25 protein-coding genes and 1 tRNA gene are annotated in these 24773 nt (G+C 52.0%); 9 read left to right on the top strand and 17 right to left on the bottom strand.

The window, feature by feature from the left end; genetic code table 11:
- Window positions 1–43 precede the first annotated feature (43 nt).
- The 11 genes from rpoS to folB form a co-directional block, all read right to left on the bottom strand.
- Window positions 44–1045: an RNA polymerase sigma factor RpoS gene (gene rpoS / locus VPR01S_RS20905; RefSeq protein ID WP_021707362.1), complete on the bottom strand. Its 1002-nt coding sequence runs from the start codon at window positions 1043–1045 to the stop codon at window positions 44–46.
- A 72-nt stretch (window positions 1046–1117) separates the two neighbouring features.
- Window positions 1118–2083: a murein hydrolase activator NlpD gene (gene nlpD, locus VPR01S_RS20900; RefSeq protein WP_021707361.1), complete on the bottom strand. Its 966-nt coding sequence runs from the start codon at window positions 2081–2083 to the stop codon at window positions 1118–1120.
- Window positions 2084–2086: 3 nt separating this feature from the next.
- Window positions 2087–2713, bottom strand: coding sequence for a protein-L-isoaspartate(D-aspartate) O-methyltransferase (locus VPR01S_RS20895; RefSeq protein WP_040903252.1), 627 nt, complete (start codon window positions 2711–2713; stop codon window positions 2087–2089).
- Between the two features lie 2 nt (window positions 2714–2715).
- Window positions 2716–3471 (bottom strand): 5'/3'-nucleotidase SurE, encoded by a 756-nt coding sequence (gene surE, locus VPR01S_RS20890; protein ID WP_021707359.1) that lies wholly within the window; start codon window positions 3469–3471, stop codon window positions 2716–2718.
- 3 nt (window positions 3472–3474) lie between these two features.
- The gene (gene truD / locus VPR01S_RS20885) at window positions 3475–4518 is read right to left on the bottom strand and encodes a tRNA pseudouridine(13) synthase TruD (RefSeq protein ID WP_021707358.1); all 1044 of its coding nucleotides are present in this window, start codon (window positions 4516–4518) and stop codon (window positions 3475–3477) included.
- A gap of 23 nt (window positions 4519–4541) precedes the next feature.
- On the bottom strand, window positions 4542–5018 hold the full coding sequence (ispF, locus tag VPR01S_RS20880) for a 2-C-methyl-D-erythritol 2,4-cyclodiphosphate synthase (protein WP_021707357.1): 477 nt from the start codon (window positions 5016–5018) through the stop codon (window positions 4542–4544).
- 23 nt (window positions 5019–5041) lie between these two features.
- Window positions 5042–5737, bottom strand: coding sequence for a 2-C-methyl-D-erythritol 4-phosphate cytidylyltransferase (gene ispD / locus VPR01S_RS20875; RefSeq protein WP_021707356.1), 696 nt, complete (start codon window positions 5735–5737; stop codon window positions 5042–5044).
- Between the two features lies 1 nt (window position 5738).
- The gene (gene ftsB / locus VPR01S_RS20870; protein WP_040903273.1) at window positions 5739–6020 is read right to left on the bottom strand and encodes a cell division protein FtsB; all 282 of its coding nucleotides are present in this window, start codon (window positions 6018–6020) and stop codon (window positions 5739–5741) included.
- A 117-nt stretch (window positions 6021–6137) separates the two neighbouring features.
- Window positions 6138–6941 (bottom strand): undecaprenyl-diphosphate phosphatase, encoded by an 804-nt coding sequence (locus VPR01S_RS20865; RefSeq protein WP_021707354.1) that lies wholly within the window; start codon window positions 6939–6941, stop codon window positions 6138–6140.
- A gap of 7 nt (window positions 6942–6948) precedes the next feature.
- On the bottom strand, window positions 6949–7446 hold the full coding sequence (gene folK, locus VPR01S_RS20860; RefSeq protein WP_021707353.1) for a 2-amino-4-hydroxy-6-hydroxymethyldihydropteridine diphosphokinase: 498 nt from the start codon (window positions 7444–7446) through the stop codon (window positions 6949–6951).
- Entirely contained in the window at window positions 7443–7796 is a 354-nt protein-coding gene (gene folB, locus VPR01S_RS20855) for a dihydroneopterin aldolase (RefSeq protein ID WP_021707352.1), read from the bottom strand. The genes folK and folB overlap by 4 nt, the downstream gene beginning before the upstream one ends.
- A 168-nt stretch (window positions 7797–7964) precedes the next feature.
- Between folB and plsY the strand changes: the two genes are divergently transcribed.
- The gene (gene plsY, locus VPR01S_RS20850; protein ID WP_021707351.1) at window positions 7965–8573 is read left to right on the top strand and encodes a glycerol-3-phosphate 1-O-acyltransferase PlsY; all 609 of its coding nucleotides are present in this window, start codon (window positions 7965–7967) and stop codon (window positions 8571–8573) included.
- 12 nt (window positions 8574–8585) lie between these two features.
- Here plsY and VPR01S_RS20845 read toward each other — a convergent pair whose 3' ends face one another.
- Complete coding sequence (locus VPR01S_RS20845) at window positions 8586–9398, bottom strand: alpha/beta fold hydrolase (RefSeq protein WP_040903271.1); 813 nt, start codon at window positions 9396–9398, stop codon at window positions 8586–8588.
- A gap of 143 nt (window positions 9399–9541) precedes the next feature.
- Window positions 9542–10558 (bottom strand): tRNA (adenosine(37)-N6)-threonylcarbamoyltransferase complex transferase subunit TsaD, encoded by a 1017-nt coding sequence (gene tsaD, locus VPR01S_RS20840; protein ID WP_021707349.1) that lies wholly within the window; start codon window positions 10556–10558, stop codon window positions 9542–9544.
- Window positions 10559–10787: 229 nt separating this feature from the next.
- Here tsaD and rpsU point away from each other — a divergent pair, with 229 nt between their 5' ends.
- From rpsU to VPR01S_RS20810, 6 genes are all read left to right on the top strand, one after another.
- Entirely contained in the window at window positions 10788–11003 is a 216-nt protein-coding gene (gene rpsU / locus VPR01S_RS20835) for a 30S ribosomal protein S21 (protein WP_001145625.1), read from the top strand.
- Window positions 11004–11031: 28 nt separating this feature from the next.
- Window positions 11032–11475: a GatB/YqeY domain-containing protein gene (locus VPR01S_RS20830; RefSeq protein ID WP_021707348.1), complete on the top strand. Its 444-nt coding sequence runs from the start codon at window positions 11032–11034 to the stop codon at window positions 11473–11475.
- A gap of 93 nt (window positions 11476–11568) precedes the next feature.
- Window positions 11569–13335, top strand: coding sequence for a DNA primase (gene dnaG, locus VPR01S_RS20825; protein ID WP_021707347.1), 1767 nt, complete (start codon window positions 11569–11571; stop codon window positions 13333–13335).
- Window positions 13336–13433: 98 nt separating this feature from the next.
- Window positions 13434–15302, top strand: coding sequence for an RNA polymerase sigma factor RpoD (rpoD, locus tag VPR01S_RS20820; protein WP_021707346.1), 1869 nt, complete (start codon window positions 13434–13436; stop codon window positions 15300–15302).
- 141 nt (window positions 15303–15443) lie between these two features.
- Window positions 15444–15519 (top strand) — tRNA-Ile (locus VPR01S_RS20815).
- Window positions 15520–15780: 261 nt separating this feature from the next.
- The gene (locus VPR01S_RS20810) at window positions 15781–17709 is read left to right on the top strand and encodes a sulfatase-like hydrolase/transferase (RefSeq protein ID WP_021707345.1); all 1929 of its coding nucleotides are present in this window, start codon (window positions 15781–15783) and stop codon (window positions 17707–17709) included.
- On the opposite strand, the gene VPR01S_RS22965 is transcribed toward VPR01S_RS20810, so the two are convergent.
- On the bottom strand, window positions 17706–18290 hold the full coding sequence (locus tag VPR01S_RS22965) for a methyltransferase domain-containing protein (protein ID WP_021707344.1): 585 nt from the start codon (window positions 18288–18290) through the stop codon (window positions 17706–17708). The two genes, VPR01S_RS20810 and VPR01S_RS22965, sit on opposite strands and share 4 nt — an antisense overlap.
- A gap of 28 nt (window positions 18291–18318) precedes the next feature.
- A complete protein-coding gene (locus VPR01S_RS22960) occupies window positions 18319–19107 on the bottom strand; it encodes a hypothetical protein (RefSeq protein WP_021707343.1) in 789 nt (262 codons plus the stop codon).
- A gap of 135 nt (window positions 19108–19242) precedes the next feature.
- On the opposite strand from VPR01S_RS22960, the gene VPR01S_RS20800 reads away from it, so the two are divergent.
- The gene (locus tag VPR01S_RS20800; RefSeq protein ID WP_021707342.1) at window positions 19243–19500 is read left to right on the top strand and encodes a hypothetical protein; all 258 of its coding nucleotides are present in this window, start codon (window positions 19243–19245) and stop codon (window positions 19498–19500) included.
- A gap of 40 nt (window positions 19501–19540) precedes the next feature.
- On the opposite strand, the gene VPR01S_RS20795 is transcribed toward VPR01S_RS20800, so the two are convergent.
- Window positions 19541–21586 carry a GGDEF domain-containing protein gene (locus VPR01S_RS20795; RefSeq protein ID WP_021707341.1) on the bottom strand — a complete coding sequence of 682 codons (2046 nt, stop codon included), beginning with the start codon at window positions 21584–21586 and terminating at the stop codon, window positions 19541–19543.
- A gap of 268 nt (window positions 21587–21854) precedes the next feature.
- Entirely contained in the window at window positions 21855–22574 is a 720-nt protein-coding gene (locus VPR01S_RS20790) for an SIMPL domain-containing protein (RefSeq protein WP_021707340.1), read from the bottom strand.
- A 424-nt stretch (window positions 22575–22998) separates the two neighbouring features.
- On the opposite strand from VPR01S_RS20790, the gene VPR01S_RS20785 reads away from it, so the two are divergent.
- The gene (locus VPR01S_RS20785; protein ID WP_021707339.1) at window positions 22999–24750 is read left to right on the top strand and encodes a bifunctional lysophospholipid acyltransferase family protein/GNAT family N-acetyltransferase; all 1752 of its coding nucleotides are present in this window, start codon (window positions 22999–23001) and stop codon (window positions 24748–24750) included.
- The last annotated feature ends 23 nt before the right edge of the window (window positions 24751–24773 follow it).

The following is a 24773-nucleotide window of genomic DNA, read 5'->3' as shown; positions in this document are numbered from 1 at the left end:
AAAAGGGCGATGGTTCACCATCGCCCTTTTCCTATGTCGCCCGTTACTCGTCTTCAACGCTGAACAGGTTTTCCATATTCAGCCCCTGCTTGACCAGGATTTCGCGTAAACGACGTAAGCCTTCAACCTGAATCTGACGCACGCGCTCGCGAGTCAGGTTAATTTCACGACCGACTTCTTCCAGCGTCGACGGTTCATACCCCAACAACCCAAAGCGGCGAGCCAGCACCTCTTTTTGTTTCGGGTTCAGTTCATCCAACCAGTCAATCAACGAGGTTTTGATGTCGTCATCCTGAGTCGACAGCTCCGGATCGGAATTATTCACGTCCGGAATAATATCCAGCAGTGCTTTCTCACCGTCACCGCCAATCGGCGTGTCGACAGAGCTGACGCGTTCGTTGAGACGCAGCATTTTGCTAACGTCATCGACCGGCTTGTCCAGCTGAGTGGCAATTTCTTCTGCGGTGGGCTCGTGATCCAGTTTCTGCGACAGTTCACGCGCAGTACGCAGATAGATATTGAGTTCTTTGACCACGTGGATCGGCAGACGTATGGTGCGCGTCTGGTTCATCAGGGCCCGTTCAATGGTCTGACGGATCCACCAGGTCGCATATGTTGAAAACCGGAAGCCGCGTTCCGGGTCGAATTTTTCGACCGCGCGGATAAGCCCCAGATTCCCCTCTTCGATCAGATCCAGTAGCGCCAGGCCACGGTTGCTGTAACGACGGGAAATTTTCACCACCAAGCGCAAGTTACTTTCAATCATACGTCGGCGGGCTGCTTCATCGCCTCGTAGCGCCCGACGTGCATACAGCACTTCTTCTTCGGCAGTCAGGAGCGGCGAAAAGCCGATTTCACTGAGGTAGAGTTGTGTGGCGTCCAAGCTTTTGCTGGTAACCTCAAACTCTTCTTTGGTGTCATCAGTGGATGAATTGTTACTAGAATTGTTTTCGGCGCTCTCTTCTACCTCAAGCATTTCCATCGCTTCGGTATCCGAATCTGCATCGAATTCTTGGAGTTTTGTTGCTGTGTTGCTGATACTCATAGTGCCTCCCCCTGGCGAGCTAGCAAGACATTACCGCTTTTAATGTCGCTTCATTACTCAGTACAAGTAAATCTACGGTAAGTAGCGCTTTGGATTCACCGACTTACCCTGGTAGCGAATTTCAAAGTGCAAGCGCACACTGTTGGTACCCGAACTTCCCATGGTCGCAATCTTTTGGCCTGCTTTCACACTCTGTCCTTCGTGTACAAACAACCGATCATTATGGGCATACGCACTCAGATAGTTGTCATTATGTTTTATAATCACCAGATTACCGTAACCCCGGAGCGCATTACCTGAATAAACTACGGTGCCTGCTGCAGTCGATGTGATGGATTGACCACGCTGCCCTGCGATGTCTATCCCTCGGTTGCCCTGATCTCCTGCAGAAAAGTTCTTAATCACTCTCCCTTTTGTTGGCCATAACCATTTGGTTACTTTGTCGTTTTTTGGTGTCGAACTGCTGACAGTTTTGTTAACATTTTGTTTACTTGCACTGCCAACATACTCCTTTGGTTTGGATTGTTCAACCTTCTTTTCTGGTTCTTTTTTGACCTGTTTTTGGTTATTTTTTGCACCCGTAGACGTAACCTTTTGATTCGAGTTTTTACTCGAATTGGTCACAACCGGTTTGGTGGCGGCTGTGCTGCCAGCGCTAGTAGCCGCGGCTGAAGCCACGACAGCCGTGGCGGCTGCAACACTGGTGGTTTCTTTCGCTGCCCCAGCGCCGGTTCCGCCGTAGGCCGGTGGCACGTAAGTCGGACGCCAAAGCTTGAGTTTCTGTCCAGGGTGAATGGTATAAGGCGCATCCAAGTTATTGTAACGAATCAGATCATTTACATCTTTGCCTGTGATGTAGGCGATGAAATACAGCGTATCGCCACGTTCAACCTGGTAGTAGCTGCCACGGTAACTACCTCGCTCCACAGAGTTGTAGTCGCGTTTCAATCCAGACACTGGCGCAGGGGAATGCGCAGCACATCCAATCAATGTGCTGCTAAGGCCAAACATCAGTATCGATTTAGACCACATACTCATGGGTTACGCGAGATCACCTGCTATCAGGGGTACGAAACGCACCATTTCAATTACTTCCGATGTAAACTCATCGCCATGGCGAGTGACTTTCATCAGGGCTTGTTCTTCAGTGCCGACCGGGATCACCAGCACACCACCGTCATTAAGTTGCGCCATCAAGGCTTGCGGCAGGGTTTCTGCCGCGGCCGTTACGATGATCGCATCAAACGGCGCTTTCGCGGCCCAGCCCTGCCAGCCATCGGCGTGCTTGGTCGAGACATTGTAAATATCGAGCTGTTTCAGGCGCCGCTTCGCATCCCATTGCAGGGCTTTAATCCGTTCGACGGAATACACATGCTCCACCAGTTGCGCCAACACGGCGGTCTGATAACCGCTGCCAGTCCCGATTTCCAGAACTTTACTGGTGCGCTTAAGCGCAAGCATTTCCGTCATTTTGGCCACGATATAAGGTTGAGAAATGGTTTGTCCGTGGCCAATCGGCAGTGCGTTATTGTCATAGGCCTGATGCAACATTGCCTGCGAGACAAAGTTCTCGCGTGGCAAGGTATAGATCGCATTCAGTACCTGCGGATCCTGGATGCCACTGGCGACAAGGCGTTCCACTAATTTGTCGGCATGTGGGTTGGTCATGATCATCGGTCCTTCAGCCAGTTATCCATACTCTGCAAAGACTCATGCGCGGTCAAATCGACCTGCAACGGAGTGACCGATACCCAGCCTTGTTCAGTGGCATGGAAATCCGTCCCTTCGCCGGCATCCTGCTCTTTGCCCGGCGGACCAAGCCAATAGATGTCATGACCGCGAGGGTCAAGTTGTTTAATCATGTTTTCCGCATGATGACGCGCACCCAGACGCGTTATTTTTACCCCTTTCAGGGCCGCACTGGCAAGATCCGGAACGTTAACATTGAGTAAACGATTGGTCGGAATCGGTTTTTCAATGTGTTGTTCCACCAGTTGACGGGCAACCCGGGCTGCGGTGGTAAAATGGTGTTTACCGACCAGCGAGAACGCAATCGCCTGCACTCCGAGAAAGTGTCCTTCCATCGCCGCCGCCACGGTTCCCGAATAGAGCACATCGTCACCAAGATTGGCGCCATGATTGATACCGCTCAACACCAGATCTGGCAGATCATCTTTCATCAACTCATTGAGTGCAAAGTGGACACAGTCGGTCGGCGTTCCCTGCACTGAATACGTCCTTTCAGCGATTTGGGTGACACGTAGCGGCTGCTCAAGCGTCAGTGAGTTCGAGGCGCCACTGCGGTTACGATCCGGCGCGACAATGGTAATTTCCGCCAGATCACGCAACTCCTGTGCTAAGGCATGTATCCCTTCCGCATACACACCATCATCATTACTGATTAAAATTTTTAGTGGTCTTTCCATGACTTAGTACACACGCTCTACCGGAATTTCTTCCACTAACTCTCGTACAATCGCCGTTGCGAAGCAACCCGCGTCCAAAGAGAAGTGCAGGGTTATATTGTTGCCGTCGACCTGCCAGCTGAGGTCCTGCGCTTTTAGCGCCACTGGTCGACGCTCATGACGCATCCGGTTACCCCGAATCAACGCCATCAGATCCGGCTCAGCGTCCAGTTGTGGTTGTTCAAGAGCCAGTGCCTGCGCCTGCGTCGGCAGCGCATTATCGCCCGCCATCGCCGCGCTGATTTGTACTTCACCGCGCTCAAGCTGAAGATTGAACGCCGCCACCTGGTCGGCCTCCACCAGCGTCGATCCCTCGCCTGTCAGCGCAATGTCGCCTTCCACAACTCGATCGAACGCTCCCTGCTCAATCCGCGCAGACACGATATGGTTGAAGATCCACGAACGGGCCGCCGACAGATACAGGCTGCGCTTGTTCTGGTTACGGGTACGAACGTTCTCACGTCCCCAGCGACGGGCTTCACTGACGTTGTTCCCCTGGTTACCAAACCGCTGACTGCCGAAATAGTTCGGTACGCCAGTCTCAGCAATTGCAGACAAACGTTGCAAAACATCTTCTGTATCAGAGACTTCAGACAAAGTCAGCGTAAAATGATTCCCTTTGAGATCGCCGGGGCGCAATTTTTTGTGATGACGTGTCACCGCCAGAATTTCAATGCTTGGGTATTGCTTCAGAAAGGCATCGAAATCCGGTGTGTCGCCACCAGGCAGATGGACACTCAGCCATTGCTCTGTCACAGCATGACGGTCTTTCAAACCCGCCCAACTGACATCTTTCGATTTCACGCCGCACGCTTTTGCCAGCTCATTGGCCACAAAGCTGGTGTTTTCACCGGTTTTGCGAATCCGCACCATTAGGTGTTCGCCCTGACCAGACAACTCATAACCCAGATCTTCCCGGACCTGAAAATGCTGTGGTTGTGCTTTCAGTTTGGCTTTGGCTTTTGGCACACCATTCAGGTAGGCCAGAGGGGATAACATATCGGACATATTCAGTTTCTACTCATCCGCCATCACGCTTTCATCAGCAACACCACCGCTTCGGTAGCAATGCCTTCTTTACGCCCGGTAAAACCGAGACGTTCCGTCGTGGTGGCCTTTACATTAATATTGCCTGGGTCAGTGCCCAGATCCGCCGCGATGGTGGTCTGCATGGCTTCGATGTGCGGCGCCATCTTCGGAGCCTGGGCGATAATGGTAATGTCGGCATTTCCCAGCACATAACCCTGCGCTTGCACCCGGCGGTAGACATCTTTCAGCAGTTCACGACTGTCTGCGCCTTTCCATTTGTCGTCGGTGTCCGGGAAATGGCGGCCGATATCTCCGGCGGCAATCGCACCCAGCAGCGCATCACACAATGCGTGCAGCGCGACGTCACCATCGGAATGAGCAATCAACCCTTGCTCGTACGGGACCGCCACGCCACCAATAATCACCGGACCCGGTCCACCAAACTTATGGACGTCAAAACCGTGACCAATTCGAATCATAACCCTTCCTTACTTACTGAATTTCAATCGCGGCGCAAGTAAAACTCGGCCAGCGCAAGATCTTCGGGCTGGGTAATTTTGATGTTGTCAGCCCGCCCTTTCACCAACGCAGGCTTATAACCCAGCCATTCGAGCGCCGACGCTTCGTCGGTGATCGTCACACCTTGAGCCAGTGCTTTAGCCAGTGCGTCGGTTAATTGCTCAGTATTAAACATTTGTGGCGTCAAAGCGTGCCAAAGCGCCTGCCGTTCCACGGTGTGGTCAATGTTGCATGCCGCGTCCGCGCGTTTCATGGTGTCGCGTACCGGGCTCGCCAGAATGCCGCCCACTTCATGCTGCTCCACCGCGGCTATCAAAGCGTCGAGGTCGGCGTGTGTAATGCACGGCCTGGCCGCATCATGCACCATTACCCATTCAGATAACGCGTGGGCCTGAATGTATTTCAGTGCAGACAGCACCGAGTCTGCACGCTCACCTCCACCGGAGACCCGCACCACGTCAGGATGCGCTGCAATCGCCAGTGCCGGAAAATACGGGTCGCCATCGGTTACGGCCACCACCACCTTTGAGATTTTAGGATGACTAAGCAGTTTGTGTACGGTGTGTTCCAACACTGTGTGACCGGCAATCGGCAAATACTGTTTTGGCCTATCGGCCTGCATACGGCTGCCGACCCCGGCTGCGGGGACCACGGCGATCACAGAGGCGATGTCTGACATGCTATTTGGTTTCCTCCCCGACGATGCGGTAGAAGGTCTCCCCCTCTTTGATCATTCCCAGCTCGTGGCGGGCACGCTCTTCAATCGCGTCCAGCCCCTGGCGCAAGTCATCGATCTCAGCAAACATTTCAGTATTGCGTGAGTGGAGGCTTTGGTTCACCTGTTCCTGAACTTCGATTTCAGCATTCACGGCTTTAAAGTCAGAAATGCCGTTTTTACCGAGCCACAATTCATATTGCAGCCAGCCGAGCAGCACGATGAGGGTAAGAGCAAAAATTCGCATATCACCTGACATTAACGAGGAAAAGAAAGACTACTTTATACCACAACGCCCGGAGTCAGGCGAGGCGGCACTCAGTAGTCTTTTCACTAATCGTGTCAGGATGTTAACAGGACAGGGTTAACCCATCATCAGAAAGGCGAACAACCCGGCACCCAGAAGAAGGCGATAAATGACAAACGGCATCATTCCCATACGGGCAATCAACTTGAGGAAAAAGTGGATGCACAGGTAAGCACTGATGAACGAGGTCACAATCCCCGTCAGCATGAAGCCAAGGTGAACAGGCGCGCCACTGGTGACCAGATTCATTCCCAGGTAGCCCCCCGCCAGCATGATGATCGGAATGGACATCAAAAAGGAAAAACGGGCCGCCGCTTCACGGGTAAAGCCCAGATACAACGCCGCAGTAATGGTAGCGCCCGAGCGGGAAGTCCCGGGAATGATCGCCAGCGCCTGAGCCAGACCAACAAACAGCGCCGATTTCCAGGTAGCCTGATACTCATCATCGCTTTGCGTCGCGTGTTTGTCGACGTACCACAGCAGTATACCAAACACGATGGTCGTGGTGGCAATCACCCAAGCACTGCGCAGGTAAGTTTCCACCACATCCTTCATCAGCAGGCCAAAAATACACGCCGGAATGGTCGCCAGTACAATCAACCACGCCAGTTTCGCTTCTTTGCTGCGATCGCCCTGGAAAATGGAAGCGAAGAAAGCGCTTAATAAACTGATGACTTCCTTACGGAAATAGATCACCACCGCCGCCAGCGTACCGACATGGACCGCCACATCAAACGCTAGGCCCTGATCGGCCCAGCCCAGAATCGCCGAAGGCAAAATCAGGTGCGCCGAACTGGAAATTGGCAAAAACTCAGTCAGGCCCTGGATCAGCGCCAGCATAAAGGCTTCATAATAACTCATGAGATACTCAAAAAAGGTCAGGATTGAACCACAGCTCAATCTGGGTTAACGATTGAAAAGAAGGCATTGCCTGCCACAACGCCGCGATGGTGCGGCCATCTCCCGGCACGACCCGTTGCGGACACAACTCATACAGCGGTTGCAGTACAAAAGGGTATTTATAAATGTCGCTGCGGGGAATTTCCGGTTGCGTGTCCGACACCATCTCACCGAATAAGATGATGTCCAGATCGAGCGTCCGGTCTTCCAGTTTACCGGCGTCGGGCCGGCGTCCCCACTTTAGCTCTATGTTACGCAGCGCCTGTGAAAATTGCGTGAAAGTCAGCTCCGTTTTTAGCTCAATCACCAGGTTATAAAACGGGTGGCTGTCGAATCCGAGTGCATCACACTCATACACCTGAGACAAACGCAGTTGCTGGCCAAGTTGCGATAACTCACGTACCGCCGCTTCGACGTGTTTGCGTCGTTCAAGGTTGGTACCGACACCGATGTAACTAGTGATCACATCTGGCCCCGCTCAATGACGACACCCACACCTTTGGCCTGAGGTACAGCACCAGGTTTGGTCAGACGAATGCGGACGCCCGCGACAGCAAAACGGGTCATGATCAGTGCCGCTACTTCTTCCGCGACACGTTCCACCAGCAGGAAGCGACCATTTTCAATATGCGACAGAACTGCCTGACTGACCTGAGCATAATCCAGAGCATCCGCCACATTATCGCTGTGACCCGCCGGGCGGTTGTCGTGTGCCATTTCGATATCCAGCACCAGCTTCTGCTTAATTTCCTGCTCCCAGTCGTATACACCGATCGTGGTGATCACTTCTAACTGCTCAATAAACACTTTATCCATGGTGATAGCCATTTCCTTCAGAGGTCGGATACCCAAACTAAAACAAAACACATATCATTAAAAACTCAGCTTCTGCTCACACATCCGCCAACGGGTTCGGTAGTTTGAGTCAAATTTTCGCGATATGATAGCAACATAGAGCATACGTTTCAGCCATTAAGAGTATCCATGACACCACTCGCCCTCATCCTGATCATTTCTGCCTACTTACTGGGGTCGATCTCGAGTGCCGTGCTGATCTGCCGGGTACTGCGTCTGCCGGACCCTCGCAGCGCCGGATCCCAGAACCCCGGTGCCACGAACGTGCTGCGCATTGGTAGTAAACAAGCAGCGGTAGCGGTGCTGGTGTGTGACATGTTGAAAGGCACCATTCCGGTGTGGGGCGGCTATTTTCTCGATATTGATCCGATCATTCTCGGGGTGGTGGCCATTGCGGCCTGTCTCGGACATATGTATCCGATTTTCTTCCATTTTAAAGGAGGAAAAGGAGTGGCGACGGCGCTGGGCGCAATTGCTCCGATTGGCTGGGACCTGACGTTATTGATCATAGCAACCTGGCTGGTGATCGCACTGATCTTCCGCTACTCCTCGCTGGCCGCACTGATCACGGTACTGCTGGCGCCCTTATATACCTGGCTGATCAAACCACAATATACCCTGCCGGTTGCCATGTTGTGCTGCCTGATCGTGTTTCGACATCACCAGAACATCCGCCGTCTGTTCGATGGCACCGAGCCCAAAGTCGGCGAAAAGAAAGACATAAAAAAGACCTCCTGAGAGGTCTTTCGATTAAGCGTGCTCGGCAAGAAAGCGCTCCAGCATCTGTGTCACGTACTGCGACTGCTCCAGATTACTGATGTGTCCCGCTGCGGGAATTTGCACCAGCTCACTGCCCGCGATGCAATCTTGCATCAGGAACGACTCCAGTACCGGACGCGGGGTGTCTTCCTCACCCACGGCGATCAAAACCGGCAACGCCAATGTTTCCAGCTCTTCGATCAGATCGCGACGACCAAACACCATGCGGCCGATACGTGCGATTTCCACGGCATCTTGCCCTTTGATCGCCGAAAGCTGAGCCGAAAATTTGTTCACTAATTGCGGAGAGTTCTGCGCCGCGTTACGGGCAAAGAACATTGGTACCACCGCATCGACGATCGGTGCGGGTACCATCTGCGCCATGCTGATGGCTTCCAGCATCGCAAAGTATTTTTGGTGAGTCACCTCCGGCTCCAGACCGACAAAGGTGTCCATCATCACCAGCCCCGTCACTCGTCCGGGCGCCATCAGCGCCAGCTCCGTGCCCCACATGCCGCCGACCGACAGCCCGACAACCGCAAACTGTGCCACATCGAGATAATCCATCAGCGCCAGCATATCGGCCGCAATGTCCTGCAATGAACGGGTTTTCTGTGGCGCCGGATCGGATTCACCGTGCGCCCAAAGATCCGGCACAATGCAGCGATATGACTGACTGAGCGCTTCAATCTGTGGTGCCCACATCTGATGATCCCACAAGTAGCTGTGACCCAGCAGCAAAACAGGTCCCTGCCCCACATCCAGATAAGCGAGCTGTTGTCCATCTATGGTAAATTTTTTCATCATGACAGTGTCCATCAAAGGTATTGTTGTAATTTTTGTCGTTATCCTATCATCATTACTATCAATCACCACTCGGAGCTGTCGCCAGACGCAGCGATAAAAAAACGGCCGCACAGGGCGACCGCTTTTTCATACTTGGCAAATCAGGCAATCGGTTCCAACTGGTCAATCGGCCAGCGCGGCGTCGCCTGTACCGACAGGTCAGCCACTTCGCCATTTTTCAGACGCTGCATGCCAGCGTAAGCAATCATGGCGCCATTATCGGTACAAAATTCGGTGCGCGGATAATAGACTTCACCGCCGATTTTGTTCGCCAGTTTTTCCAGCTCAGCACGCAAACGCTTATTCGCGCTCACACCGCCGGCTATCACGATACGCTTCATGCCTGTCTGCTCCAGTGCGCGGCGACATTTGATCGCCAGCGTCTCACAGACGGCCTCTTCAAACGCGTACGCAATATCCGCTCGGGTCTGCTCATCGTCATCGTTGGCTGCAATGGTGTTGGCGGTGAAAGTTTTCAACCCGGAAAAACTCATGTCCAGTCCCGGGCGATCGGTCATCGGTCGCGGAAACTTAAAGCGCCCTGGCGTGCCCTTCTCCGCCAGCTTCGACAGCAGCGGTCCACCCGGGTAATCCAGCCCCATCAGTTTCGCGGTCTTATCAAACGCTTCACCAGCGGCATCATCAATCGACTCGCCAAGAATCTTGTACTCACCGATGCCTCTTACTTCGACCATCATCGAGTGACCACCAGACACCAGCACCGCAACAAACGGGAACGGCGGAACGTTATCTTCCAGCATTGGCGCCAGCAGGTGGCCTTCCATATGGTGGACCGGTACAGCCGGCACATTCCAGGCATACGCAATACTGCGCCCGATGGTCGCGCCCACCAGCAATGCGCCCACCAATCCCGGGCCAGCGGTGTAGGCAACGCCGTCAATGTCCGCGGGTGTCAGGTTGGCTTCAGCCATCGCAGCTTTGATCAGCGGAATGGTCTTTTTCACGTGATCGCGCGAGGCCAGTTCCGGTACCACACCACCGTAGTCGGCATGCAGTTTTACCTGACTGTACAACTTGTGCGCCAACAGGCCTTTTTCATCGTCATAGATAGCGATTCCCGTTTCATCACAGGAGGTTTCAATGCCAATAATGCGCATATTTTTCTCGGTACACCCGTATCCACAATCAAAATTTGGCGCAATCTTACCTCGCCTTGGCTTTTCAAACAAATTTTGTACAGACAATAGGCAATAAAAGGCTTTACAATGGCTATGTGATCGGATTAAAATTCCGCACCATTTTTGATCAAGCTGGTTAGCGTCCAAGCAATTCATGTTTGACTGTTATAGGCCAGCATTAACGAATAACCCCTGAGGTGAAAGGCATATGCCAGTAGTTAAAGTACGTGAAAACGAACCGTTCGACGTAGCTCTGCGTCGTTTCAAGCGCTCTTGCGAAAAAGCAGGTATCCTTTCTGAAGTGCGTCGTCGTGAGCACTACGAAAAACCAACTACCGTTCGCAAACGCGCTAAAGCAGCAGCTCAAAAGCGTCACGCTAAGAAGCTAGCTCGCGAAAACGCTCGTCGCGTTCGCCTGTACTAATAACTTAATTCAGTAAAGGAATTGAGTTATGGCTCTGATTGACACACTCAAAGAAGAGCAAAAATTAGCGATGAAAGCCAGGGACAAAACGCGCCTTGGCACTATTCGTTTGGCTCTGTCGGCCATTAAACAACGTGAAGTTGACGAACAGATCACTCTGGGCGACGACGATATTCTCGCTGTGCTGACAAAAATGGTCAAACAACGTCGCGACTCTGTTGCGCAGTATGAAGCTGCAGGTCGTCAAGACTTGGCAGACGCTGAGAAAGCGGAAATCGTTGTCCTTGAGGAATTTATGCCTCAACCACTGAACGAAGATGAAGTCGCAGCACTGATTGACAGTGCTATCACCGAATCTGGCGCAGCGGGCATGCAAGACATGGGGAAAGTGATGGCCGTGCTCAAGCCGAAAATTCAAGGGCGTGCAGACATGGGGAAAGTGAGTGGTTTAGTTCGCGCTAAACTCGCTTAAACCAACCCCATTTGCAGCAAGCCGTGCTATCCACTGGAACGCACGGCTTGTTTGTATCTATCCTATCTACATTGAGGCTTTCTATTCGGTTTTATGGCAGGACACATCCCTCGCAGCTTTATTGATGACCTCCTTGCTCGGCTTGATATTGTCGATATCATTGACGCACGCGTAAAACTGAAGAAAAAAGGCAAAAACTACAGCGCTTGTTGCCCGTTCCACAACGAAAAGACCCCGTCTTTCAGCGTCAGCCAGGAAAAGCAGTTCTATCACTGTTTTGGCTGCGGTGCACACGGCAATGCCATCGATTTTATGATGGAATTCGAGCGGCTGGAATTTCCTGAAGCCATTGAAGAACTGGCCTCTTTTCTCGGCCTGGATGTGCCACGGGAACAGCGCAGCGGCAGCAATCTCAATCAGCAGCCACGCGCCAACAGCGAACAAAAACGCAGCCTCTATGATTTGATGGGCAGTATTGCTCAGTTCTATCGTGATCAGCTCAAGCTCTCGTCCAGCAAGGTAGCCATCGAATACCTCAAGGGTCGCGGCTTATCCGGTGAAATTGTGCAGAAGTTTGGTATCGGCTATGTCCCCGACGAGTGGGACAGCGTGCGCAAAAACTTTGCCCGCGGCCGCGATGCAGAAGAGATGCTGACCTCAGCGGGTATGCTGGTTGAGAACGACAATGGCCATCGCTATGACCGCTTCCGCGGGCGGATCATGTTCCCAATCCGCGATCGGCGTGGCCGCGTGATCGGCTTTGGAGGCCGGGTGCTCGGCGAAGGCACCCCCAAATATCTCAACTCTCCGGAAACGCCGATCTTTCACAAAGGCAAAGAGCTTTACGGCCTGTACGAAGTGTTGCAGGCGTACCGAGAGCCGCCGCAGATACTGGTCACTGAAGGCTATATGGATGTGGTGGCATTGGCACAATACGGAGTGGATTACTCCGTGGCGTCTCTGGGGACGTCCACAACCGGCGACCACCTGCAGGTGCTGTTTCGCCAGACCAGTGCCGTGATCTGCTGTTACGACGGCGACAACGCGGGTCGTCAGGCTGCCTGGCGCGCGCTGGAAAATGCTCTACCCTATTTGAACGGGAACAAAACTCTTAAGTTTATGTTCCTGCCGGATAAAGAGGATCCCGATTCATTTATCCGCCAGAACGGCACCGAAGCATTTGAGCTGCATGTCCAGCAGGCCACGCCGTTTTCTGACTTTCTGTTCAGCGGCTTAATGGAAAAAGTGGTCGACAACAGCAGCCGAGAAGGTCGCTTTCGGGTGGTCCATCTGGCCGAACCGCTCATCAACTCGGTACGAGATGAGTCATTAAAGCTATATTTATGGGAAGAGCTATCGCTGCGAACCGGCCTGAGCTCTGACGCGATTCAGTCTAGCTTGAACAAAAAAAGCACCAGTGAGGCCGCGGCACGTCCCCAGCCTCATAAAGAGATCAAGCGCACACCGATGCGAGAAGTGATCGCTTTGCTTATTCAGAATCCAAGCTATGCTGAAATGGTACCGGACCTGTCCAGTGTCCGGGGATTGGCGTTGCCTGGTTTGGGTTTATTGGTGGAAGTACTTGATTATTGTCAGTCCCACCCCCATATCAACACCGGCCAGTTGCTTGAACACTGGCGTAATAACAAAAATGAGGCGCTTCTGTCTCGTCTTGCCAGCTGGGAGATCCCGCTCGCTGAAGACAATCAAGAAGATATATTTTTAGACTCATTGGACAAAATACTTGCTCAGTGCGTTGAAAAACAAATTGAAAACCTGCAGGCCAAAGCAAGAAGTGTCGGTTTATCAGCCGAAGAGAAAAGGGAGCTGCTAGCCTTAATGCTAGATTTGAAAGCGTAACCCTGTTTGATTAGTCAGCAATGAATAAATTTGTTAGTATTCGTGGTTTGCATTTCGCATACTAATTCCTTCACCAGATACGAAGTTGGATACCGTCTATGGATCAAAATCCGCAGTCACAGCTAAAACAACTTGTCATTAAGGGCAAGGAACAAGGCTATCTGACCTATGCCGAAGTTAACGATCACCTGCCCGCAGAAATCGTCGATTCCGAGCAGGTAGAAGACATTATTCAGATGATTAATGACATGGGTATTAAGGTAGTGGAAACCGCTCCTGATGCCGATGACCTTGCTCTTAGCGATGACAACAACATCACCGACGAAGACGCTGCCGAAGCGGCCGCGGCTGCACTATCCAGTGTAGAGAACGAAATCGGCCGTACCACCGACCCGGTGCGCATGTACATGCGCGAAATGGGTACGGTAGAACTGCTGACTCGTGAAGGTGAAATCGATATCGCGAAGCGTATTGAAGATGGTATCAACCAGGTTCAGAACGCTGTCGCAGAATACCCAGGTACGATTCCATACATTCTGGAACAGTTCGACAAAGTTCAAGCCGAAGAACTGCGCCTGACCGACCTGATCACCGGCTTCGTAGATCCAAACGATGAAGAGACCAGCGCCCCAACGGCCACTCACATCGGTTCTGAACTGGCAGAAAACGAACTGGCGGACGAAGACGACGAAGATCTCGACGAAGACGAAGATGAAGACAAGGACGATGACGACTCTTCTGAAGAAGAAGATACCGGCATCGACCCTGAGTTGGCGCTTGAGAAATTCACCGATCTGCGCAACACCTTCCAGAACTACCGTCTGGCAGTAAACGAACACGGCCGTGAAAGCAACAAAGCCAGCGAAGCGCACGCACTGGTTATCGACGTATTCAAAGAATTCCGTCTGACACCAAAACAGTTTGACTACCTGGTGGAAGAACTGCGTACCGCTATGGATCGCGTACGCACGCAAGAGCGCCTGATCATGCGCTCGACGGTTGAATACGGCAAAATGCCGAAGAAATCTTTCATTGCTCTGTTTACCGGCAATGAATCCAGCGAAGCCTGGTTGGATGAGGTTCTGTCTTCAGACAAACCTTACGCTGAAAAGATCAAACGCAGCGAAGACGACATCCGTCGTTCTATCCTGAAACTGAAAGCGATCGAAGAAGAAACGTCACTGACGGTTCAGAACATCAAAGACATCAGCCGCCGTATGTCTATCGGTGAAGCCAAAGCTCGCCGCGCGAAGAAAGAGATGGTGGAAGCCAACTTGCGTCTGGTTATTTCGATTGCTAAGAAATACACCAACCGCGGTCTGCAATTCCTGGATCTGATCCAGGAAGGTAACATCGGTCTGATGAAAGCGGTCGACAAATTTGAATACCGTCGTGGTTACAAATTCTCGACCTACGCGACCTGGTGGATCCGTCAGGCGATCACTCGTTCAATCGCTGACCAAGCTCGTACGATCCGTATTCCGGTTCACATGATCGAAACGATCAACAAGCTCAACCGTATCTCGCGTCAAATGCTGCAAGAGATGGGCCGTGAGCCGTTACCGGAAGAATTGGCAGAGCGCATGCAAATGCCGGAAGACAAGATCCGTAAAGTACTGAAAATTGCCAAAGAGCCAATCTCAATGGAGACACCAATCGGTGACGACGAAGATTCGCATCTGGGTGATTTCATCGAGGACACCACTCTGGAACTGCCGCTGGATTCTGCGACTTCTACCAGCCTGAAAGTGGCGACTCGTGACGTACTGGCAGGCCTGACGCCTCGTGAAGCGAAAGTACTGCGTATGCGCTTTGGTATCGACATGAATACCGACCACACTTTGGAAGAGGTTGGTAAGCAGTTCGACGTTACCCGTGAGCGTATCCGTCAGATCGAAGCCAAAGCACTGCGTAAGCTTCGTCATCCAAGCCGCTCAGAAACTCTGCGCAGTTTCCTGGACGAGTAATCGACCAAGCATGAAAAAAGGTGAGCAATGGCTCACCTTTTTTGTTGCCTGACGTTCTAAGTGGATAAAAACTAAGCGCAATTGGTAATATCTGCGGCTAGACACCCCGGCAAGCTTCCCCTATAATCGTTGTCCTAATTTGGCCCCTTAGCTCAGTGGTTAGAGCAGTCGACTCATAATCGATTGGTCCGCAGTTCAAGTCTGCGAGGGGCCACCATATTCAAGAAGGCTCGTAGAGAAATCTACGGGCCTTTGTTTTTCTGGCCTTCCGTATTCAGCTCCTTTTCCTCAACAGTGATGACTTCCGGTATGCTCTGGTCGATTAATGCCAGTTATCCATCTCAATATGAGATAAATAGCGAGTTCCATGTCGGGAAGGACACCCATGATCCAAAAGCTCCCAGAACTCATCGTTCATAACCTGTGCTCGATGACGCTTTGACTATACTCAAAACTCATCTTGTGTACGGGAAGCGCTATGGACCAAACCCACACTCCGGCAACGGGCGCGTATCTGCTTAGCCTTGGGATCATCACTCTATTGTGCGGGTATCTGTACTACCTGATGGAGTGGCTGTTTTTCTACTTTCGTCCATCGATGTTCAGCTATCTTGATGTGATACACAGTGTCGCGGTTGCGCTGGTAGCGCCATTGCCCTTAGTGGTGATAGGCGTTATGGCCGTATTGCTGCTGACTGTGCTTATGCTGCGCGCACCGGGGACTATCCCGCTGATTGGGTTGCCGCTAAGACACATCGCCCTGTTGATTCCCGGCTTGATTCTCTCCTGTACCACTTTTCTACTGATCGATAATTTTACCTATACCCTGCTTCGCTTTGCCTCACCGTCGGCAAACAGCCTATTGGTTAAATCAGTGTATTGGCTGCTTTTTATTGGTTTAGTAGGTTATTTTGTGCGCCGCCTGATGCCAGCCATGTCGTACCTGGCCACGCACATCGCGCTGCAGCGTCAACTCAGCACAACCTGCGCCGTGCTTCTGAGCCTCTCCTTGGTGATGGTGTGGCTGTCTTATCAGTCACCACAAGTCATTGCACATATACCGGCTCAAAGTGCGGTGCAGGTGCAACCCGAATCACCGCCTAATATTATTGTGTTCAGCGCTGATGGCGTGAACAGCAATCATGTTTCGGTGTACGGTTACGCGCGCCAAACCACACCGTTTTTAGAGCAGATCGCCAACGAGAGCATGGTGTTTCATCATCACTGGACCAACTCCGCCAAAACCACCGGCGCCATGGGAGCGATGCTGAGCGGCAAATACCCGACTCGAACCCGGGTGATCTTCCGCCCGGATACGTTTCGCGGTCAGGACATGTACCAGCACCTGCCGGGGTTGCTGAAACAGGCGGGATATTTCAACATCGATATCACCCTGCGCTATTACGTTGATCCGGTGGATCTCAAGATCAGAAACGGTTTTGATTACGCCAATCGCCGCCATGTCTCTTCGCGCCATAACGACATTCGGGAGGTTATTGTTCAGCGCTGGCCAGACAGTGTGCAGTTCTGGGAGGAAACCTGGCAACGCCTCTATCAACGGTTAGCTCATCTGACGGGCCATGCGCCAATGGCGTACCCACATCAACTGGTCAATGGTGGCTTGGACATTCCTAAGGGATTCAGCGATCGCGATCGGGTCAATCAACTCATAACCCACATCGCTACCGCACCACGTCCATATTTTGCTAATGTTCACCTGCTCGGCCCACACGGTAATAAATTTGCCTATGAAACCCCGGTGTTTACCGACACCAAACATCAGCCCCAAATGTGGATGCTCGATCACTACGACAACGCGATTCGTCAGTGGGATACGTATGCTCAAGAAATCTATCAGTTGTTGATTGAACGGGGCGAACTGGACAACACCATACTGATTTTCACCAGTGATCACGGTATCGGCCACAGCATTGATCAAACGCTGCCTTTGTTGATCCGCTTTCCACATCGCGAGCCAAGCGGAGTGGTCGTACAGCCTTCGCAACGGGTAGATATCGCCCCGACCCTGCTGGGTTACTTGTCGCTGCCCATTCCGGAGTGGATGGACGGTCAGGATCTCTTAGCTACCAGCAGAGTGCCTAAGCCCATTTTTATCGCCACATCACCGGATGAGCAGATCGTGGGAATGGGAGAATGGAAATCGGCGGCCAGTGTCCGTGCCCCTTTTTATACCTTGGGGACTTTGTCGATGGCGCTGTGCGGTCGGCTTTACTCGCTCAATCTCAATCAGCCCGAGGCCGTTGCGCTGACACACACCTTGGTACACCCACCCGATAACCGCTGTGGTCAGCGTGCTCTGAGCCAGCAACAGGCCTATCAAATGTTAACCCGACACCTGAGTGAGATGGGCTATGATGTCTCGATGCTGCCAGCACAGCTGAATTAAGACAGTTTCGTCAGGCAGTAAAGCGTGCGACAAGAGTGAGGAATTTGGTCTTTGGCTTCAATGGTAAAATAGCCGGCCAGTGCCGCTTCAAACCCCACCTGATGGTATTGTGGGAAAACGTCTTTGCGGCTCGCCAGTAAACGCTGTACCTGGGAGTCTTCCTTGGGGACAAACTCTATGATCACTTGTTGACGGCTGATGTGATGCAGCAGCCTGACGATGTGTTCAAGCGGAGTATTGTTGCTGATCGCCAGGTGATGGATCAGCGCTAGGGCAATCACCACATCAAACGCACCGCGCGATACAAACGAGCTTCGCTCGCCGTTCGCCCAGCCAATGGCGGCCGACGGATTAAACAGATCCAACACCAGTGGCAGAATATGACTCTCTCCGGACTCACGAACTTGCTGATAGTTGTGCTCGACGGCCACTTCGTCGATATCAAACGCCACCACCTGCTCGGTGTAACGGCTGGCTAAGCGACTGAACTGACCTGAGTTGGCGCCAATGTCCGCGAGCAGAGAGGCTGGCGTACCACGCTGGCTAAGATAGCCCTCAACCAAAGCGATTTTACCCTGCATCGCTGCGTCCTGATAATTAGTGTGCTGACTAATACTCCCCCCACTCAGACGAAGGCGTATGCCAGTGCAGCGATGCAATGTAAGTTCTCAGCCCCTTGAGCATGGCGCGCAGTTTGTCCACCTTCATTGCATCTGCCCCTTTCAGCGCGGCTTGCGTCTGATGCGCCTTGTCACCGTAACGGGTTTGCATTTTCGCGTGTAGATGAATATGGGACAGAATATTGAAGCTCAGCCAGGTGCGTTTGGGCAACAGTCGACTCGTCAGATCAAGTGGCACCCCATCAATATACAGCTCAGCCAGTTTTCCCAACCGGTGGTCGCAATGAGCTTTGAGAGCCAGCGGCGCCAAAAAGTGCTGACAAAACTGGCGATAGGCCACCCATGTACCCTGCTCATAAGGCTCAAAGGACAAGGTATCAATGAAAATTGGCCTTCCCTGATGAAACTGGACGTTAAACGCACTGGCGTCTTTCAAACTAAACCCGTAGTCCAGTGCAAGCAACTGAATGTCGAGTGTCAACAACGCCGCGTCTTTAAGTTGGCTAAAGCACCATTCATACGGATACGAAATGTAGCGAATACGCTCTGGCTTCAGGATTTTGTGTGCCAGATCAGAGCGATAACCGTCCAGTGGCTGCTCGCGATGGCGGACCAGATAGTTGCGCTCCGTCAGAGCCTGATGCAGGCCACTATCCAGATAAGCATCAAAGGCATCGGCAAAACATTGGTTCACCTGACGATACAGCGTCCCTTGATAGCGAAACACAAAACCACTGCTGTCACGGAAAGAAGAGTCATCCACTTCAATATTCTGCATAGTTCATCGTCACTTAAGGTCACTCAGAGCTGGAATACTCATAACTATAGCCTAATCTGCATTTGCTGAATGAACGCCGCCTGACTACAGTTGAACTAATCTCTTTTTTATCAATAACCAGATAGGGAGTGTTTTATGCTTTCCCGCACGCACCACAAACTGGGCTTAGTGGCCTTGACCCTGATGGCAAGTTTTCCGGCACAAGCGTATCTGGATCCCGGTACGGGCAGCGTGATCCTGCAAGCGATTATCGCGACGGTCGTCGCGGGTCTTGCGACTATGCGTTTATGGTGGGATAAACTGCTGAACCTGTTTTCAAGCCGTAAAGACCCGTCAGCAGACGACAACGACAATGCGCAGCCCACATCAAAGCACGACCATAAAGAGCCATAAAAAAGCCCGCGACATCATTCGACGGGCTTCTCTCACATTATCAGCTTAGCTGTAGTGCTTTCACACAGTTTCGTCCACTGGCCTTGGCTTCATACAGCAGTTTGTCGGCCTGATTACACAGCACCTCAAACTCCATGTCCACCTGATGGGTCGTCAATACACCGAAGCTCGACGTGACATTGACGGCTTGTTCGCTCTCAGTCACGAATCCTTGTTGAGCCACCGCCTCACGCAGGCGTTCTGCTAACGCCACGGATTCTTCCAGATCGGTTTTTGGCAGCACCACAACGAACTCTTCTCCGCCGAGACGCGCGACAATATCGCTGTCTCGCACCGACGATTCCAGTACTTTAGCCACACCAGTCAAAACCACGTCGCCAAACACGTGTCCGTAGGTATCGTTCACCTGTTTGAAGTGGTCGACATCGATCATCACCATCGTGATGGGCCCCGTTTCCGGTTTTCTCACCACCACTTTTTTGTCCAGTTTACGTTCCAGCCACTTGTTGAGCTGTGCATAACCTGACTGGACGCGTTTCCATTGCTGACGTAAGTGGTACGTCACTTTACCCGGAAGCGATTGTGGTTTCACTTCCGGCTTAGGTGCAGCCTGTTCCGTGATCGGCTGCATAAACCACTCTTCCAGGAAACGACGGTTGAACAAACCGGTCAGCGTGTCCGTTTTCGCTAAACGACGCATGCGGATACGCGAACGGTTGACGGCCAGGAACACGACTGCCAGCAACAGGATCACAGCCAATAGTGCAATCACAATTTCCCCCAGCAAGTAGAAAGTCCGGCGATTGTTCTCCAGTTCCATCCGTTGCAAAACGTTATTCCAGTTCAGATCCTGGTTCTCATATTCCAGTCGCTCCAGCTCAAACAGGATCTGCTGACGCTCGAGTTTTTCCATCTCGCGATCGTTGCTGAACTGAATGAATTTATTGTGATACTGACCATAAGACTGGTACGCCTGCTGAAAGTTGTTCGCGCCAGCGTAGGCCTGGGCTGCCACTTTGAGCAGCTCCAGTTGCTGCTGCTGAATGTGCGGGCTCTTGATGATCTCCGGCAGCATTGGCGTGATCATAGCCAGCAACTCGTCAAACTTCTTCTGCTCCAGCATATACTGCGCTTGCAGCAACCTGAAAGTCGCCAGATAGGCACTCGACGTTTCACGGTACTGGAGGTTTTCCGCCAGTCTCAGGTGGCGCAGCATGTTCCGGTCGTTATCGGTCTCGCGGTACAGAGAAGCCAGTTCCAGGTTGATGCGGAAACGAAAACGGCCATCGCCGATGATCTGCGCCAGTTTGAGCGCGTCCTGATAGGCGTCAATCGCTTTATCATACTGGAACTGCGCTTTGTGCAATTTGGCAATGGTCAGCACACTGAGCAACTCATTGAACGACATACGCCGCTCTTTGAAATAGCGGTACGCCTGATTCAGCACCGTTTCCGAGCGGCCATAACCCTGAATTTTGACCAGTACATCACCCAGCCCTAACGCAGCACGCTCTACCTGTCCTTGTACACCGGAAGACTCTGCCGCCTCAAGCGAGGACATGATCGCTGCATAGGACTTTTTAAAATCCCCCTGAACTTCGTAGTAGCGCCCTTTGACCAACAGCACTTCCGATTCCAGCTGCTTATCACCATTCGTGCGTGACGTTTTCAGTAGCGTATCCAATGAAGAGACGGCTTCGTTGATGTCGTTTTTGCCCATCATCGCCTGAATCTGATGCAACTCAAGCAACAGGTGTTCACGGCTCTGTTTTGGCGCCAGGCTCAGCCCTTTCTTTGCCGCCGCTGAACTCTCCTTTTGTCGCCCCAGCAGTTCCAGTACCGTCGATTTGGCCAGGTAGTAACGCACCAGCAACTCTCTCGGCTGGTTTTGCAGTAGTGAGTCTTCTTCCAACTGCTCAATTTGCGCCAGCGATTTTTGCGGCAAGGCGTAAACCTGACGCTCGATGCCTTCCAGAGACTGGAGGAATTTGTCTTTTGGCTCTGCACCCGCAGCCTGGATCTGGAACGAACACAGCAATGTCCAGAAGAGCAGAGGTGCAATCATAAGTTTATGAAATTGCAACATTATTACTATTCCCTAGATGGGTAAATACTTCAGTGTGGCGGGAAATTATGATTATTATTAAGTAAGCGGATCGGCTCGGAGCCGATCCGAAAATGCTTTCCCGAACAGATTGGGCTGCATAATAAATCACCGACTTTGTCCGGCGAAATCGTTTTGCTCCACAATCCAGCCAATGCGGGCAATTTTTAATCAATTACGAAAAAAGTCTTATTTATGCTACAAAAATAGCGTCTCAGCACTAATCCACGTCGCCCCGCTTGGCCGAAACTCAATCATTCAGGTAGTAACTGACGGTGGAAACCACCCGAACTTTTTTGATATAGGGAGTATTGCTGTCACGGCTGACGATCGAAAACTGCCCTTGCGAAGCTCGCTTGATTTTACCGAGCGAACTTTGCGAATCACGGGCAAATTTCTGCGCGACTTCACGCGCGTTTTTCGTGGCTTCTTCCACCATGTCAGGCTTGATTTTGTTCAGGCCATTGAAACTGTATTCGATGGGATTGCTGTACGGATCCTGGTTGAACACAATCCCCTGTTTACCCAGTTCCCCCAGTTTAGTGATGGCCTGACGCACTAAATCCACCTGCTGGCTGTAAACCGTCATGGTTTGAGAAGCGAGATAGCGAAATTCAATGTTACTCTCGCCACCGTACTGCTGAGCTTTTTTGTCGATCACCGTCGGAGAAGAGAACGAAATACCGGTTTTGTCGATCCCCTGCAACACCAGAAATGCGTTGATGGCCTGCGACTGTTTGTCGAGGGTAGCGAAAAGTTCAGGCAGATCATTTCCAGCAACGGAAAATTGAATCGGCCAGATGACAGTGTCGGCCGGATACTCCTTTTCGGCCAGCCCTTTAACGGTCACGACACGTTCAAAACCACGGTAACTTAACGCCGTCTGTTGAACAAAGTAGCCCAGTACCGCCAAACCTAAGATCAAGCTGATGCCAAGGATAAGAGCGGTGCGGTTGTCTGTTGCTTTCATAATAGAACTCCTGATTCAGCCTCATCATTTATACAACCGATTCCATAGATGATCCACTGCTCACCCAAGATATGATTTGATGACACTGTGTGCGATCAAAAAACGGGAACCGATCCGGTTCCCGTTATTCCAGAGCAACATTAAGCAAAGGTTCAATTGACTTGTTATTGTGCGTGTACCCGCAAAATCTAAGCTAGCAGGTATACTTTCAGTACGGTATGAAATTAGTACATTTTGTGAGCGACACGTAATTTAAAGGCGCACCGGCCTGGCTGTTACATATTAATTCAGTTTGATATCTCAGGCCGTAACGCATGTTCATCAAATCGTCACTTTTCTATCATGCTTTTCTCATCAAACTGAAGCCTGACTGACATCTAATCGCCATAAGATTCTCTCCAGAGTACATCAAACTGAGGTCATTATGGATATCACCAGCCCTTTTCGTCTGCCAAGGAAAACGCCGTTTGGTTGGGGAGAAAACATCGCTGAATGGGCAACCGGATTGAGCAAGCTCGACAAATTTTACGCTCAGCGGCCAGCCGGTGGCGACACCCGGGCATTCCTGCGTTTTACGCTCGATGTGCTAGGCATCGATTATCAGATCACGCGCGGCAGTCTGGATAAAATTCCCACCTCAGGGGCCACGATTGTGGTTGCCAATCATCCACTTGGTTGCGTCGAAGGTGTGATCCTCGCGGAATTGTTGTTGTTGCTCCGCGACGACGTACAGATCCTTGCTAATCAATATCTTAAAACCGTTCCCGAACTGGACAAACTGTTCATTGGTGTGGATGTCTTTGATGGCGAATCCGCCCACCGAGCCAACATGAAAGCGCTGCGCTGCGCCAACAAACACCTTGAACAAGGTGGATTACTGCTGATGTTCCCGGCTGGCGAAGTGTCGCATCTGGTTGACCGCAAAGCCCAGAAACTGGAAGACAAAGAGTGGAGCCGCTCTGTTAGCGCACTGATTCGTAAACACAAAGCCACTACGGTTCCCGTCTTCATTAACGGCCAGAACTCGCAACGCTTTTATATGGCCGGGAAAATCCACCCGTTGCTGCGTACCCTGATGCTCGGACGTGAGCTGCTCAACAAACAATCTCAACCAATCGGGATCGCCGTCGGCGACGCCATCAAGTACAAAGAGGTTAATGGCCTGAGTGATACCCAGGTCGTCAATTACCTGCGCCTGAATACCTACCTGCTCCAGCCCGCCCCGGTGAACAGCACACAAACGGTCGAAGCATCGCCGCCACACCCCGTCGCGCCGGCGTTAGCCACCGAAGCCTGGTTGGAGGATATCCATAATCTCCCAGCGGAACACCACCTGCTGAGCAGCAACGAATTTGACGTTTACTGCACCAGTGCCGCACATATTCCTTCTCTGTTGCATGAGATCGGGCGCCTGCGTGAGCTGAATTTCCGAGCGGTCGGTGAAGGCACCGGACTGGCGCTCGACCTGGATGAATTCGATGAGGATTATCTGCATCTGTTTGTCTGGGATCGCGACAAACAGTGTCTGGTTGGCGCTTATCGCCTCGGTTTGGTTGAACAGGTGTCCGCCAAGCGAGGTCTGGATGGTCTCTACTCACGCACCTTATTCCACTACGATCAGCGGTTTCTGAATAAAATGGGGACGGCGGTTGAAATGGGCCGCTCCGTGGTTGCGGCTGAGTACCAGCGCAGCATGAGTGCCCTGTTACTGCTGTGGAAAGGCATAGCGACATACGTCTCGCGACACCCGAACATTACCCACCTGTTCGGGCCGGTCAGCATCAGTAATGATTACAGTCAGCAAGCCCGTCAACTGCTGGCTCAGACCATGACCTTGCATCATTACGATGCCGACAGTGCCCACTACGTTGAAGCGTCTAACCCACTGCCGAGCCATGCCAGCTCATGGAACACCAGTCTACTGACGGCACTTGGCGACTTGCAGCTTCTGTCTCGGGTCATTGCCCGCATTGATGACGGCAAAGGCGTCCCTGTATTGCTGCGTCAATATCTGGGTCTGAACGGTAAACTGGTGTGTTTCAATGTCGATCCTGCGTTCAACAATGCGCTCGACGGACTGATTGTGGTTGATCTTCGCACCGTCGCCGAGAAAACACTCGCCCGCTATATGGGACCGCTGGCCGCATCGGAGTACCTCAGCCAGCACGCCCGCTGAACCGCTTAAAGAAAGCCACCCAG

Source organism: Vibrio proteolyticus NBRC 13287 (assembly GCF_000467125.1).
In the GTDB taxonomy this organism is placed as follows: Bacteria; Pseudomonadota; Gammaproteobacteria; order Enterobacterales; family Vibrionaceae; genus Vibrio; species Vibrio proteolyticus.
The sequence above is the reverse complement of the archived record's forward strand: the minus strand, read 5'-3'. Positions and strand labels throughout refer to the sequence as shown.